At 59.5% G+C, this 13,666-nt stretch carries 14 protein-coding genes and 2 pseudogenes; 7 read left to right on the plus strand and 9 right to left on the minus strand.

Annotation, left to right across the window (positions count from 1 at the left end; genetic code table 11):
• Nucleotides 1–68: 68 nt before the first annotated feature.
• The 4 genes from glnT (at nt 69) to N2599_RS22150 (ending at nt 4,755) form a co-directional block, all read left to right on the plus strand.
• The gene (gene glnT / locus N2599_RS22135) at nt 69–1,376 is read left to right on the plus strand and encodes a type III glutamate--ammonia ligase (RefSeq protein ID WP_027512884.1); all 1,308 of its coding nucleotides are present in this window, start codon (nt 69–71) and stop codon (nt 1,374–1,376) included.
• Nucleotides 1,377–1,453: 77 nt separating this feature from the next.
• Nucleotides 1,454–2,338, plus strand: coding sequence for a formyltetrahydrofolate deformylase (purU, locus tag N2599_RS22140; RefSeq protein WP_027512883.1), 885 nt, complete (start codon nt 1,454–1,456; stop codon nt 2,336–2,338).
• A 123-nt stretch (nt 2,339–2,461) separates the two neighbouring features.
• A complete protein-coding gene (locus N2599_RS22145; RefSeq protein WP_084606641.1) occupies nt 2,462–3,463 on the plus strand; it encodes a nucleotidyltransferase and HEPN domain-containing protein in 1,002 nt (333 codons plus the stop codon).
• 152 nt (nt 3,464–3,615) lie between these two features.
• On the plus strand, nt 3,616–4,755 hold the full coding sequence (locus N2599_RS22150; RefSeq protein ID WP_027512882.1) for a hypothetical protein: 1,140 nt from the start codon (nt 3,616–3,618) through the stop codon (nt 4,753–4,755).
• 13 nt (nt 4,756–4,768) lie between these two features.
• Here the strand turns inward: N2599_RS22150 and N2599_RS22155 are convergent.
• Nucleotides 4,769–5,028, minus strand: a pseudogene (locus N2599_RS22155) (WGR domain-containing protein).
• A 262-nt stretch (nt 5,029–5,290) separates the two neighbouring features.
• Between N2599_RS22155 and N2599_RS22160 the strand changes: the two are divergent.
• A complete protein-coding gene (locus N2599_RS22160; RefSeq protein ID WP_027512881.1) occupies nt 5,291–5,524 on the plus strand; it encodes a hypothetical protein in 234 nt (77 codons plus the stop codon).
• 778 nt (nt 5,525–6,302) lie between these two features.
• Here the strand turns inward: N2599_RS22160 and N2599_RS22165 are convergent.
• Together N2599_RS22165 and N2599_RS22170 are read right to left on the minus strand one after the other, a co-directional pair.
• Complete coding sequence (locus tag N2599_RS22165; protein ID WP_027512879.1) at nt 6,303–6,773, minus strand: Hsp20/alpha crystallin family protein; 471 nt, start codon at nt 6,771–6,773, stop codon at nt 6,303–6,305.
• Nucleotides 6,766–7,197: an Hsp20/alpha crystallin family protein gene (locus tag N2599_RS22170; protein ID WP_027512878.1), complete on the minus strand. Its 432-nt coding sequence runs from the start codon at nt 7,195–7,197 to the stop codon at nt 6,766–6,768. Before N2599_RS22170 ends, N2599_RS22165 begins: the two co-directional genes overlap by 8 nt.
• 415 nt (nt 7,198–7,612) lie before the next feature.
• Between N2599_RS22170 and N2599_RS22175 the strand changes: the two genes are divergently transcribed.
• Nucleotides 7,613–8,530, plus strand: coding sequence for a DnaJ C-terminal domain-containing protein (locus tag N2599_RS22175; RefSeq protein ID WP_027512877.1), 918 nt, complete (start codon nt 7,613–7,615; stop codon nt 8,528–8,530).
• Complete coding sequence (locus N2599_RS22180) at nt 8,527–8,877, plus strand: chaperone modulator CbpM (RefSeq protein ID WP_027512876.1); 351 nt, start codon at nt 8,527–8,529, stop codon at nt 8,875–8,877. The genes N2599_RS22175 and N2599_RS22180 overlap by 4 nt, the downstream gene beginning before the upstream one ends.
• Here the strand turns inward: N2599_RS22180 and N2599_RS22185 are convergent.
• The 6 genes and pseudogenes from N2599_RS22185 to N2599_RS22210 all read right to left on the minus strand — a co-directional run.
• A pseudogene (locus N2599_RS22185) lies at nt 8,868–9,052 on the minus strand (P-type ATPase actuator domain-containing protein); the annotation flags it as partial. The gene N2599_RS22180 and the pseudogene N2599_RS22185 sit on opposite strands and share 10 nt — an antisense overlap.
• Nucleotides 9,021–9,260: a hypothetical protein gene (locus tag N2599_RS22190; RefSeq protein WP_027512875.1), complete on the minus strand. Its 240-nt coding sequence runs from the start codon at nt 9,258–9,260 to the stop codon at nt 9,021–9,023. The pseudogene N2599_RS22185 and the gene N2599_RS22190, both read right to left, overlap by 32 nt.
• A 332-nt stretch (nt 9,261–9,592) precedes the next feature.
• Nucleotides 9,593–10,468 carry a polysaccharide deacetylase family protein gene (locus N2599_RS22195; protein WP_027512874.1) on the minus strand — a complete coding sequence of 292 codons (876 nt, stop codon included), beginning with the start codon at nt 10,466–10,468 and terminating at the stop codon, nt 9,593–9,595.
• Between the two features lie 11 nt (nt 10,469–10,479).
• Nucleotides 10,480–11,871, minus strand: a complete 1,392-nt coding sequence (locus N2599_RS22200) for an MmgE/PrpD family protein (protein WP_027512873.1) — start codon at nt 11,869–11,871, stop codon at nt 10,480–10,482.
• A gap of 108 nt (nt 11,872–11,979) precedes the next feature.
• Nucleotides 11,980–12,807 carry an ABC transporter substrate-binding protein gene (locus N2599_RS22205; RefSeq protein WP_027512872.1) on the minus strand — a complete coding sequence of 276 codons (828 nt, stop codon included), beginning with the start codon at nt 12,805–12,807 and terminating at the stop codon, nt 11,980–11,982.
• Nucleotides 12,808–12,888: 81 nt separating this feature from the next.
• On the minus strand, nt 12,889–13,659 hold the full coding sequence (locus N2599_RS22210; protein ID WP_027512871.1) for an amino acid ABC transporter ATP-binding protein: 771 nt from the start codon (nt 13,657–13,659) through the stop codon (nt 12,889–12,891).
• Nucleotides 13,660–13,666 lie beyond the last annotated feature (7 nt).

The raw sequence follows: 13,666 nt of genomic DNA on the forward strand, positions 1-13,666 counted from the left end.
TAGCGAGCCGCATTTGGGAGGATGCGGCTCGTTTCCGTTAAGTGTCTGAATACAAAAAGGGGAACGATGTGACACTGGATCTCTCGACATATGCTGCGGACAACGGCATCAAATATTTCATGATTAGCTTTACCGACCTGTTCGGTGGCCAGCGCGCCAAGCTGGTGCCGGCCGAAGCGATTGCTGACATGCAGAAAGACGGCGCGGGCTTTGCAGGCTTTGCCACCTGGCTCGATCTGACGCCTGCCCATCCCGACCTTTTCGCCATTCCGGATGCATCCTCGATCATCCAGCTTCCGTGGAAAAAGGATGTGGCCTGGGTCGCGGCCGACTGTGTCATGGACGATCAACCGGTCGAGCAGGCCCCCCGGGTCCTCCTCAAGAAGTTGATTGCCGAGGCTGCGAATTTGGGCCTGCGCGTCAAGACCGGTGTCGAGCCGGAATTTTTCCTGATCTCGCCGGATGGTTCGAAGATTTCCGACGCGTTCGATAATGCCGAAAAGCCCTGCTATGATCAGCAGGCTGTCATGCGCCGCTACGACGTCATCACCGAGATCTGCGACTGCATGCTGAAACTCGGCTGGAAGCCCTATCAGAACGATCATGAGGATGCCAACGGCCAGTTCGAGATGAATTGGGAATATGACGATGCGCTGCAGACCGCGGACAAGCATTCCTTCTTCAAATTCATGGTGAAGTCGATCGCCGAGAAACACGGTCTTCGCGCCACCTTCATGCCGAAGCCCTTCAAGGGACTGACCGGCAACGGATGCCACGCTCATATCTCCGTCTGGGACCTTGAGGGTAGGAATAATGCGTTTGCCGACAGGACGATGCCGTTTGGTCTTTCCGCCAAAGGCAAGACCTTCCTCGGCGGAATCATGAAACATGCCCCGGCGCTGGCTGCGGTGACCAATCCGACCGTCAACTCCTACAAGCGTATCAATGCGCCGCGGACGATCTCCGGTGCGACCTGGGCGCCGAATACGGTGACCTGGACCGGCAACAACCGCACCCATATGGTGCGCGTGCCAGGCCCCGGCCGCTTCGAGTTGCGGCTGCCCGACGGTGCGGTCAATCCCTATCTGCTGCAGGCGATCATCATCGCGGCGGGGCTTTCTGGCCTTCGCAGCAACGCCGATCCGGGGCCGCATCACGATATCGACATGTACCGCGACGGACATACCGTAACTGATGCGCCCAAACTACCGCTCAACCTGTTGGATGCGCTTCGCGAGTATGAGAAAGACATCGAACTGCAGGCCGCGCTCGGCACCGAGTTTTCCGCCGCCTTTCTGAAGTTAAAGCACGGCGAGTGGAATACCTATTGCTCGCAGTTTACTGCCTGGGAACATGATACGACCCTCGACGTCTGATATCTCTCCGCCGCCCATCGCGGCCTTTCCCCGTGCTGTGCACGGGGTCTTTTTTGACATCGCTGAAAAGAGCCGCAATGACGCAATTCATCCTGACGGTCACCTGCAAGTCAACGCGCGGCATCGTGGCCGCCTTGTCCGGTTATCTCGCGGACGCCGGTTGCAACATCATCGACTCCTCGCAGTTTGACGACCTCGATACCGGGCTTTTTTTCATGCGTGTCAGCTTCCGGTCGGAAGAGGGCATTGGTCTTGCGGAGCTTACCGAAGGTCTAAAGCCGGTCGCCGGAAAGTTCGGGATGGAAGCCGAGATCCACGATGGCTTGCGCCGCATGAAGGTCATGCTGATGGTCTCGCGCTTCGGCCATTGTCTCAACGATCTTCTCTACCGCTGGAAGATTGGCGCGCTGCCGATCGATGTTGTCGGCGTCGTCTCCAACCATTTCGACTACCAGAATGTGGTGGTCAATCATGATATTCCCTTCCACCACATTCCCGTGACCAAGCAGAACAAGCTGCAGGCCGAAGCCAGGATCATGGACCTGGTGGAAAGCACCGGCACCGAACTCATTGTGCTTGCACGCTACATGCAGATCCTGTCTGACCGCATGTGCACCGAGATGTCCGGCAAGATCATCAATATCCACCACTCCTTCCTGCCGAGCTTCAAGGGCGCCAATCCGTACAAACAGGCCTACGGTCGGGGCGTAAAGCTGATCGGCGCGACGGCTCATTATGTCACCGCCGACCTGGATGAAGGCCCTATCATCGAACAGGATACGGTGCGCGTCACCCACGCACAGAGCCCTGAAGACTATGTCTCGCTCGGCCGCGACGTCGAAGCGCAGGTTCTGGCGCGGGCCATCCACGCCCATATCCATCGCCGCACCTTCATCAATGGCAACCGCACCATCGTGTTTCCGCCAAGCCCGGGCAGCTACGCATCCGAGCGTATGGGGTAAAATGCAGCGTGGCGAATAACTGCGCCACCAGTTCCAATCGTCCGACCCTGTGGACTTCCATGCCGCAGTCACTACAGTTTCCAGTAGTAGACGGCGAATCGTCTTTGGCCTATCGATGGACCCATGCGATCGTCCCTGGAACATCTGCCGGAAGAAAAGCAGCGCGAGCTTGCCCGCGTCGTTGCGATCATCCATGAGGAGTTCGCCGATGCGCTGTCGGGCACGTCGGCCGCCTTCAAGAAGCGCGGCCGGATCTTAAAAATTCTGCTTTTTGGCTCGTATTGCCGCGGCACTTGGGTCGACGAGCCGCACACGATGAAGGGCTACCGCTCCGACTACGATATCCTCGTCATCGTCAATTCCAAGCAGCTGGCCGAGCCACAGTATTGGGAGAAAGCGACCGACCGGCTGCTATGGGACAAAGGCGTGAAGACGCCGGTCGGGCTGATCGTCCATGGCGCCAGGGAGGTGAACAACTTTTTGGCCGACGGCCAGTATTTCTTCGTCGACATCCTGCGCGAGGGCATCATGCTCTACGAGCTCGACGACCGGCCGCTGGCCGAACCGAGAAAGCTCTCCGCCCTCGATGCGTACAGGGTGGCGAAGGAGCATTTCGAAAAACACTTCGCAAATGCGAAAGATTTTGCCGACGGAAGTAGGTTCTATCTCAGCAAAACCAACTTGGCCCTCGCCGCTTTCATGCTCCACCAAGCGGTTGAAACCGCGTATTCCTGCCTGCTTCTCACCCTGACCAACTACAGCCCGCCATCGCACAATCTGAAATTCCTCCGAGGGCTCGCCGAAGATCAGGACCGCCGGCTCATCGAGGCTTGGCCGCGCGACCAGCACCGCTATACCGCCTGGTACAACATTCTCAACGAAGCCTATGTCAAGGCGCGATACTCGAAGCACTTCGAGATCACCGAAGAAGCGCTACCGCTTGCGCCAAGCTGCCCTTCAAGCGCGCTGAAATATCCATATGAATTTGAACCCCAATTAAACAATACGAGATGTTCTAATCGGCTCGCCTTAATACCGGTTCACTTAATGCGCTCGGTTTTGCTGACGCTCGTTCATTTTCGGGTAAGGTTATGCGGAATTGCCTCATCGCGGACACCGCCATAGCAGCAGCCGAACCCGGACACGCGGCATATTCCAACTTACGGCATAAGACCCATTGGAGCGACCCTCGTGTCGGTAGGCGGATGCTTGCGGAGCAGTCCGCCAAGCATCATCGTCTCATTCCTGCCCGCAGAAAATTAGGCTAGGGCCATCGTATGAAGCTAGGAACCAAGGATTACCTCATCGCACTGTCCACGGAGTTATCGAGGCTCTACGGCTTTGCGCGCCAGATGAACGAGCTCGATTTCGCCGGCTCGTTAGGCGGCGAATTTCGTGGGATGCAGGATGCTGGCTGGGCTACAACGATCACAGCGCAGCAGGTCTTCGAGGAACTCCAAGCCTATATGGGGCGAACCGAACCCTTCTCGCTCCCGGAGATGCGCATCGCATTGATGCTCTACTGTCAGCTTTCAGAAGCAGGGGGCGTCTATGAATCGCTGAAGAACATCATGGGCGTGGTGACCAGCCAGCCTTACAATCTTTGGCCGTTCAAAGACATCGTGCGCGTTCGCAAGGCCGACAGGCGGGTCATCGCTCCAAACGCGAACGCGACATTCAAGGATCTGGCAACGAAGGCGTCGGAGATCGGAATGACGAAGCTGGCGAGCCTCCTGGCGCTCGCCTTTAATGACGAGATCCGCAATGGGATTTCTCATGCAGATTACGTGATCTGGAACGATGGTCTCCGTTTGAGAAAGCGCAATGGTGGATATGCAAACCGTCTGAGCTTTGAGGAGGTTGGCGTAGCGATCACAGTTGGTGTCGGGTTCTACGATATTCTTCAGGAACATAACCGCTCTGCGATGGCATCCTTCAATCCCGCGCGACAGATAATCGGGAAGTTCAGTCTCAACTTTCCCATGAGATATACCGTATTTTCCGATCCGGAACGGGGAGCTTTCTCAATCAGTACGTCATCGCCGGGCCCGGAAACGACGCCTGAATACCTCCGCCAAGTCGAGATCACGGCACGCCTCGGCGGCAAGGTCCTGGCGGTATTCCCCCGCAACGATCGTGCACCGGACGAAGCGGTGATCAGGCTGATCGAGGATGCCGGCTACGATCCACATATCGTGCCGATGGATGCGGCCGCGCGCGAGGCCCTGCTTGCGGAAATCGATGAAAACACCATGCATGACGAGCGTGGTGCAATCGCCGACGGCCTGCTGTTGGCGAGCCCCTTCGGTTTTCGCAGTGTTGCCGACGCCGTTGAGCTTGACCAAGTGTTCCCGCCCCCGACCGTCGAACTCAATTTTGACGACGACTTCAAGGAACCCGCCCCGGCGGGTCGTTAGAACTTTCCGAAGCTCACCTCATCAATACGGCCGGTGATGACCGGTATCCGCGGGCGCGTTTCTGCCGGACGAGATCGAGGAAAAAGGACACGGCTTCCTCTCATGATCGAAGTGATGGGTCTTCGATTGGACCCTCGCCCCGATCCGGCCCCACCGAAGGGTGAGCGACGCTCCGCCGAAAAGACAGGGCTCGATCGCCATGGCGTAGAACCGCGCCATGTTCTTCGCATGGTCCGTCCGTTCGATGTAGAGCTGATAGTTCTGTGTGATCATGGAAGCGACAATCTTCCGCCATTGCTTCCTCGTCCAACGACAGTTTTGAATCGATCAGACCCGGTCGATTCATGCTTGTGATGGTTGATCCATCAGGAATGACCGGGCGGCCCGGCGATGCCCGGCGGCTCTATTCGCAAGCGCGAACGGAGCCCGGTACCGGTCTCCGCCCATCCGGGTGACGATCCTGCCGCAGAGCGCACGGCCTTGCCATCGCGTGGAGCCTATGGAAAAGGAGCCGATCCAGATAGAGGAGCGGATAATGGAAGAGGCAATCCAGATCGATAACCGTGGCGACTTCGGCCTTTGGGCCATCGAGGTGGCCAAACAGATCGTCGCCGATCAGGGTTTCGAGCTTGCCCGCGCAGCGCGCGATGGCAGGGAGGACGATGTCCGCGCAGCCGGCAATGCGCTCGGCCAGGCGATTACCAATGCGATGATGGAAGTTTTCGACGCCCTGATGGACGGCGCCTCCGACGACCAGACAGAAGTGTGAGGCGGAACGCCGCTGCCGGGCGCAGTCGGTCCCGGTTGTCGCTTGGCACTTAAACGCAAGAATGCGGCTGTTTAGATCTTATTTGGCAGATAATTTGAGATTCGCGGCCACGAAAATCTCAAATTACGTGCAACTGCGAACACGTCCGGGTCTAATCTGCGCAGGTCCGATGTCATTGAAAGTGCCGCCAAAAGTGAACCATAGGCCTCGGTGGGAAACGGATGTCGTTGCAAAAACGCCGTCGATCTCATCGACGACTGGTTCTCAAATAAAATGCCAAAATCCGCACGAATATCTCACATTAACTGCTTCGTCTCACATTGAGTGCCGTGCTATCATATTGAAACTATTGAAGCGCGAGTCTTACGATTAACTGCAAAACGACACAAGAATCTCCCCATCTGGAGCCGAGTGGAGCCTCGGCAGGCTGTCCAGGAGTGCGGCCCATTCTTCTGGCGTGTAGTAGCGGTCGACGAACCAAGCGTTTTCGCCATAGCGCGACCGGCACCAGTCGATGAAGCCGTTGCACAAGGCTCGAATGGCAGGGAAGTCGTCAGGTCTGGCTGGGCCGATCTCCGAGTTCTGTTCCACCTCTGCGCCCCACTCACAAATTCTGGATCGGCAAAGCGGGCGCTCCTTCCCGAGTTCCACGGACGCCGAAAAGGAGGCCGCGATCGAGTCAGGCTCAAGCAATCGCCCGCTGGGAATTCGGAAATGCCTCGGTCATAGAGTAGACTCTGCGACCAAGGCAAGCGCGGCGTTTGCGCAATCCTCTCCGTCAGGAAACTGATCTCACCTGGATCCGCTTTGCGACCGCCTCCGGAGCTCTCGGGATGGCGAGGTGAAGCACACCGTACTTCAAGTTCGCCTCAATTCTATGGATGTCAAAATCACCGGAGAGAGTGAACTGCCGCTCGAAATCGCCAACCGCGTACTCGCGATAGGCCTGGCTGTAGCCCTCGGGGGCGTCCTCTTCGACGCGGCCATAGATCGACAGCACCCGCTTCTCCAACGTGACCTCCAAACCCTCCGGGTTCACGCCGGGCAGATCCGCAACGAGGACAAGGCCGGTTTCGGTCTCGTAGATGTCAACTCGTGGTACGAAGACCGGCCTCTCATGGGTCCGCTCGCCCGCGTCCTGCTCCGCGGACAGCTTGCCCCCCAGCTCCGGTTGGCTAGTCAGCGCGGCCTGAGACTGCTGCTTGCTCTCGCCCTTCGTTCCAGCTTTCGTGGTCTCTCGCTTAGCCATGATCCGCCCCCTTGCTCGCCTTCACATTAATGCGCCTGGGTTTGTCCTCTTCAGCTCGAGGAAGATCCAGAGTCAGTACGCCATTGACGAGATCCGCTTCAACCTTGTTCGGGTCGACCACAAACAGCAATGACACGGTCCGCACAAACCGGCCCCCATGACGCTCACGCCGGTGATATCCTTGGGCTTCCTCAGTTTCGGTGTGCCGCTCTCCGCTGAGAGTAACCGAATCTCTGTGAATCAAGATGTCCAAGTCTTCTGATCTTACTCCAGGCAATTCGGCGGTGATGATGACGCCGTCCTGGTTTGCGAAGACATTCACCGCCGGGAATTCCAGCGCCCTTGCGGCGCCCCGGCTCACTTCGTCTTGGAAGCGGCGTATGTTGCGGAAAGGATCTGCGCCATATAGCATTCGTGCGACCATTGTCTCCTCCTCAGAAGGCCGCCCCACAAGGCCCTCGGCTTGCCTCGATACCACGTGGGCCATCGCCGCTCTTCACCGCCGGATGCCCTGACGTGTTGAAGATTGCTCCCAAAGGGCGGGTTTCGCAAGATCGAACCCTCTTGACATACTTCGCCATTTGCCCCCCTCTCGAGGATACGTTAAGTCGCTGCTATGGCAATCGAAACCGGGCGATCATGGACGGGCGCGCCCGTGGTGCAACGGGCCCACCATCGACACGATGATCGTCCGGACCCACTTTGGCAAAATGTCGCTGCATGCCGTGCGTAGGCGTGAATGATTTTGGCGATTGCGGTTATGCTTGCGGCACCGCCCCCAGGGGTTGGGGGCGGAATGGTCGATATGATTGAGGCGCGGTTGCGATGGGATCAGGTGCATGAAGGACCCGTACGAGACGCTCGGCGTAACTCGCTCTGCGACTGATAAGGAGATTAAGGACGCATTCAAGAAGCTGGCGCGCAAGTTCCATCCCGATCTGCATCCGAGCGACAAAGAGGCCGAAGCTAAGTTCAAGGACATCTCGGCTGCCAATGACCTGCTCAAGGACAAGGAGAAGCGGCGGAGGTTCGATGCGGGCGAGATCGATGCCAGCGGTGCGGAGCGACCGCAAGAGCGGTTCTATCGCGACTTCGCCGACGGGCCTGTCTACGCCTCGCATGCAGCGCAAGACGGGTTTGCCGGTAACGAGGACCTGGAAGAATTTCTGGCGCGCGCGTTCGCGGCGGGGGGACAACGGTCACAGGGCACTTCGCGGGCGCGCGGCCAGGATGTGAGTTACGTGCTGCCGGTTCGGTTTCTGGAAGTGGCCAACGGCGCCGCTCGCACGCTTATGCTGCCTGAGGGCAAGACGCTGCAGGTGACTATTCCGGAGGGTGCCGACGACCGGCAGATGCTGCGGCTGAAAGGTCAAGGAATGCCGGGCTTCGGCGGCGGGTCGGCGGGAGACGCCTACGTTGAGCTTCATGTCGAGCCGCATCCGTTCTTCCACCGCAAGGACGATAACATTCACGTAGAGGTTCCGGTCACTCTGAAGGAGGCGGCGCTGGGCGCGCGAATCGAGGTTCCGACCATAAGCGGCCCGGTGACGATGACTATCCCGAAGGGCTCGAACACGGGCAAAGTGATGCGACTGCGCGACAGGGGCATTCGCAACCGCAAGACCGGGCAACGCGGACATCAACTGATCACCCTGAAAGTCGTTCTGCCCGCAGCCGACGAGCCTGAGCTGACAGGGTTCCTAGAGACCTGGCAGCCGAAAGTCGCACAGGAACCGCGCAAGGAGATGTTCACATGATGCGCATTGATGACCTTGTTACAGCGATAGCTGCGCTGCAACGCAGCGATCTCGAAGCCTGGATCCGCGACGAACTTGTTGTGCCGCGGCAGGAAGTCGGATCGTTGCTCTTCACGGAGATGGAATGCGCGCGTGTCCGCCTGATCTGCACGCTGCGCTATGAGCTCGAGATCGACACGGACACGCTCCCGATCGTAGTGTCGCTGATCGACCAGCTCTACGACACCCGCCAGCGCCTGTTGTCACTGACCGCCGCCATGGCGGCGCAGGACAAGACCGTTCAGGCCGCGATCATCGCTGCGCTGGAGCGGGATGAAGGGAGTTCTACGGCACGAAATGTGACCTGATCCGCCAAACGTTGGACCTGCGCCGTGCTCGCCTGCGCGTCCTCGACCAGCTTGATGATCTGGGACAGGGCGGTGTCCTTTCCGACGCGCGTCGCCGTGAAGCACACAACAGACCGCTCTGATTTAAAGTGCCGCCAATCAGATTATGACCAAGCGTCTTTTCGACCGGCATCGACAGCTGGCAGTACGCCGAGGTAGACGGCCAGATTATCGACGGCCCGGTAGTTCTCGTCTTCGGACCCAGCCGAGGCGTGAGATGTCGCGAACGCGGTCATGAACGCGATGGCAAGGAGCGTCAGCAGGCATTGCCGGCACACCGATCGATGCTCGCGCGCCAGAGCAAGTGCGGTCGCTTCAGACCTGTATCCTGCTGAACGCAGCATGTCCGTTCTCCTCATCGAAAGACCCGGCATTTGGCGGCGTTACCTGTTCAACGTCTCCACAATGTACCTGAATTTTGGCAGGCGGCTTTGATGCCGATCAAGAAAGCGCCCCGCTCGGGACGCGCGGCAATCACCTGACCGAAAGCCAGCTGCCGCTGAAGCCGGCATGGTGCAGCCCCGCGGTTACGTAGGGGCATCTGCGCATCAGATCCCACAGCAAGCCGCTGGCTCCGGGGGCAGGGCTGAAGCTCCTTCGCCATATCGTTCGGGCAGGCGCTTGAGCGCATCTTCATCGAGAGCCATCGTGAAATCCCTCGCAATCTTGTCTTGCTTTATTGTCCCGAGGCCGCTTCGAGCGCCTCGAAATGACTGGTGATCTGCGCCCCGGTTGCAATCCAGACATTGCCCTTGTTGAGAACGTGCTTGAGGAAGTCGCGAAGGATATGCCAGCGCATGGGCCGCCCGGATACCTGCGGATGCAGGACCATGGTCGTGACACCGCCCCAGGCATGGGTCGCCTCGAATTCGTCGATCCAAAGTGGAAGCACGGCTTCTCTGCCAAACAACGTGCCCGGGCTCATTCGGCTCTTCATGCCGAAATTCCAATCATCGAAGGCGAAGTTGACGGGAATCTCCACCGGGCCGGTCGATCCGTCGGCGCCGGCGTGGCGATAGGGCAGGATGTCATCGCGGAAGGAGCTCGAATAGCGGATGCCGGACTTTTTCAGGTAGGCGAGCAGTTCGGGGAAATTCTCCCCGGAAGGTGCGCGATAGCCGACGGGACGGACCCCCAGAGCCGACTGCAGCGCCTCGAAGCCACGGTCGATTTCCTCGAACGCCTCGTCGCATTTGGTACGGTCCGGCAGCTTGTGAAGAAATCCGTGGTGGCCGATCTCGTGGCCCGCCGCGACCATGGCTTCGCACTGCACAGGGTGGGCAAGCGCCGTCCAGCCCGGCGTGAAGAAAGTCGCCTTCAGGCCGAGTTCGTCCATCAGTTCGAGGATCTTGGCAATGCCGACGCGTGCGTCGTAGCCACCGTGCGAAGTCGTCACCATGCGGTCGACATTGGACGGGTTGTTGCCGATCCAGGCCGTTTCGGCGTCGACGTCGAAACCGATGAACAGCGCGCTTCTCGCCCCGTTCGGCCAGATCATCTTCGGCGTCTTCGGGGCAGGGTTCAGTGGGCGGGGGGAAAGGTCAAACGTCATGTCTCAGCCCTTCATCGAAAGGTGGGCGTGCTGTCGGCGTGACCGGCCATCAGCGCTTCGATTTCAGTGCAGTCCTCGATCTGCTCGAGATTGCCGAGTGCCTGCAACAGGGTGTCTCCACCATCGAGGGTCAGGCTCATACCGGCAAGTTTGCGAAACTTGGCTTCGACAGCTGCAGGCTGCATTGGGCGCTCCGCCGAACCGGTAGCGCGCGGCACCATGCGATCGGTCTGCGTACCGTCCCCGAAGGTCAAAGTCACGATCGGCTCGTCCATGGCACCCATGGCATCGTCGACGGCGATGGCCATTTTTTCCATCAACGCGTGCACGTCGGGATGGTTACGGCACTCCTCGGTATAGGCTTCGAGGCCTGCCGTTCCAAACACGCAGCGCGCGGCAAGTGCATAGGGCAGGCTCATTTGCGTAGGGGCCATGGCGCCGCCCACTTTCGCGCCACACATGTCCTTCAGCATGGCGCTCATGCGAAGGTCTATGCGGGCGATGTCGCCGGCTTCTCGACCGGTTTCCGCCAGCAGGTCCTGAAGCGCGTCGACGGCCGAATGTGCGCCCCGGCAGGATGCATAGGGCTTCAAGACGGCGCGATTGATCTTCCAGACCTCGCCGAGGCTTTCGGCCAGAAGCTCGGGGTGGCAGGCAGACTTGTTGTAGGCATTGAAAAAGCCGCCCCACACTTCATCGAAAACGCGCGACGGGCCAGCAAAGCCGTTCGCCGCCAAAAGGGCCGCCAGAAGACCTCCTTCGGCCGCGCGACCGGCGTGAAGCTTTTTCGCCTGCGAGCCGTCATGGATGAAGGCCCAGAGGCCGGAGGAAAAGCTGGTGGCGAGTGTGATGGCGTCGCGCGTTGCCGTGACATCGAGGCCGAGCAGATTGGCGGCCGCCGCAGCGGCGGCCAGCGTGCCGCATGTGCCCGTCGAATGCCAGCCCAGCCCGTTATGGGCGTCATAGCCGCCGGTGGCTTCCAGAATACGGCGTCCGACATCGTAACCGGCGACGACTGCGGCAATCATGCGCTTGCCGTCTATCGGCCGCCCGGCCTCGTGCAGGGCCGAAAACAGGGCTGGCAGAATAACGGCGCCTGAATGATCGCAACCGCCGGCGTCGTCCAATTCGAAGGCATGGGCCGCGATACCGTTGACGAGTGCTGCGTCGCGACCGGACCCAGCAAGGCCCGTTCCCCACAGGCGCACCCGGCCGGCCGGGCGCATTGCCTGAACGGAGATGTAGAATTCCGTGGAGCGAGCGCCGGCGAGCGCTGCGCCCAGCGTATCGGAAATATGGATTTTCGCCTTGGCGACGACACCGGAGGGCAGGGTGTCGTAGTCGAGCGCGGAAACGAAACGGGCCAGCCTGTCGATCGGCGTGTCGGGGAGAGAACGGTTCATGAAAATGCTCGGAAGGCGAGGATTGCGCGGCCAGCGAAGGCGATGCGGAAGGAACGCCCGACCGCTAAGGGTCGCGGTCGGGCTTTCTTGAAGTCGGATGCCGCAGGCTTACTTCACGGCTTCGCCGTTGATGTAGATGCCGTCGAGCATGGTGCCTTCCAGGCCGTGTTTGGCAAAGATCGCCTTGTATTCGTCGGAAGCCATCAGAGCCTTCAGTGCGGCGGCATAGGCGTCGCGCAGTGCCGGATCCTTCTTGGAGAAGGCCATGCCCTGATAAACGGCCGTGATGGGCTCGCCGACGATGGCGTAGGTGTCCTTTTCCAGGTTCATGAGGTAGGGCAGGGTTTCCGAACCCTGCACTGCGCCGTCGAGGCGGCCCTGCTTCAGCTGCGCGCGCGCGTCCGCCGAGCCTTCCGTGCCAACCACCTTGATGGCCGCAAGCCCTTTGGCCTCGCAGTTGGCGGCGCTCCATTTGGCGGTTTCATCCGGGAAGGACGTGCGGCGGCTCATGCCCACCGTCTTGCCGCAGAAGTCCGCCGGGGTCTTGAACTCCTCCTTGCGGGAAGCGGAGGTGTAGAACTGCGCGCCGGACTTCATGTAATCGACGAAGTCGAGCGTATCGCGGCGCTTCGGGAGATCGCTCATGCCGCTATGGATCAGATCGACGCGGCCCGTCTGGAGAGACGATATCATCTGCTCGAAGCCGATATCCGCCCATTCGACATTCGTGCCCAATTGCTTGGCGAGGGCCAGGCCGAGGTCGATGTCGACCCCCATCAGCGTATTGGTTGCGGGGTCCTTGTATTCCATCGGCGGGTAGTTCGGCTGGTTGGCGACGACGACCTTGCCAGCGGACTTGATCCGATCAGGCACGCCTTCGGCATGCACGACCGTGGACGCAAGCAATGCGGCGATGGTGATAAGAGCTGTTTTCATGTGAGTTCCCCTTTTAGAACTGGGTTGGATTGACTTTTGTTCTGAATCACGGGCCGGCCAGCTTGAACGGCCCAATTGGTTTCAGCTGTGTACAGCCTTGATGAATTCGATGGTGCGGGGGCTTTTCGGCGAACTGAGAACTTCCGATGCCGGACCGATCTCGACCATCTTGCCCGCTTCCATGAAGGCGACGGTATTCGCGACGTTGCGGGCAAAGCCCAGTTCGTGGGTCACCACGATCATGGTCATGCCGCTGGCGGCGAGATCCTTCATAACGTCCAGCACCTCGGAGACGAGTTCCGGGTCGAGCGCCGAGGTGGGCTCGTCGAACAGGATAAGTTCGGGGCGCATGCACATTGCACGGGCAATCGCCACGCGCTGTTGCTGACCGCCGGAGAGCTGCGAGGGATAGTGCCCGGCCTTGTCGCCCAGACCCACACGCACTATCAGATCTTCGGCACGCTTGCGGACTTCGGCCACCGGCTCGCGGAGAACCTGGACGGGACCTTCCATGATATTTTCAAGCGCGGTCTTGTGCGGAAACAAATTGAACCGCTGGAAGACCATGCCGATGTGGCGGCGCTGTCGCGACATTTCCGCGTCGCTGATCTCATAGAGGTTATTGCCTTCGCGGCGATAGCCGACCAACTCGTCGTTCACCCAGATCGCGCCCGAATTCATCTTCTCAAGCTGGTTGATACAGCGCAGGAAGGTGCTCTTGCCCGATCCTGAAGGACCGATGATGCAGCAGACTTCGCCTTTGGCGATTTCGAGGCTGACTTTGTCGAGCGCCGTGAAAGTCCCGTAAAGCTTGGTGACGTCAACGGCCTTTACAACGATATTCTTGCTCATCTCGTAC

This window comes from Rhizobium sullae (assembly GCF_025200715.1).
Classification (GTDB): domain Bacteria; phylum Pseudomonadota; class Alphaproteobacteria; order Rhizobiales; family Rhizobiaceae; genus Rhizobium; species Rhizobium sullae.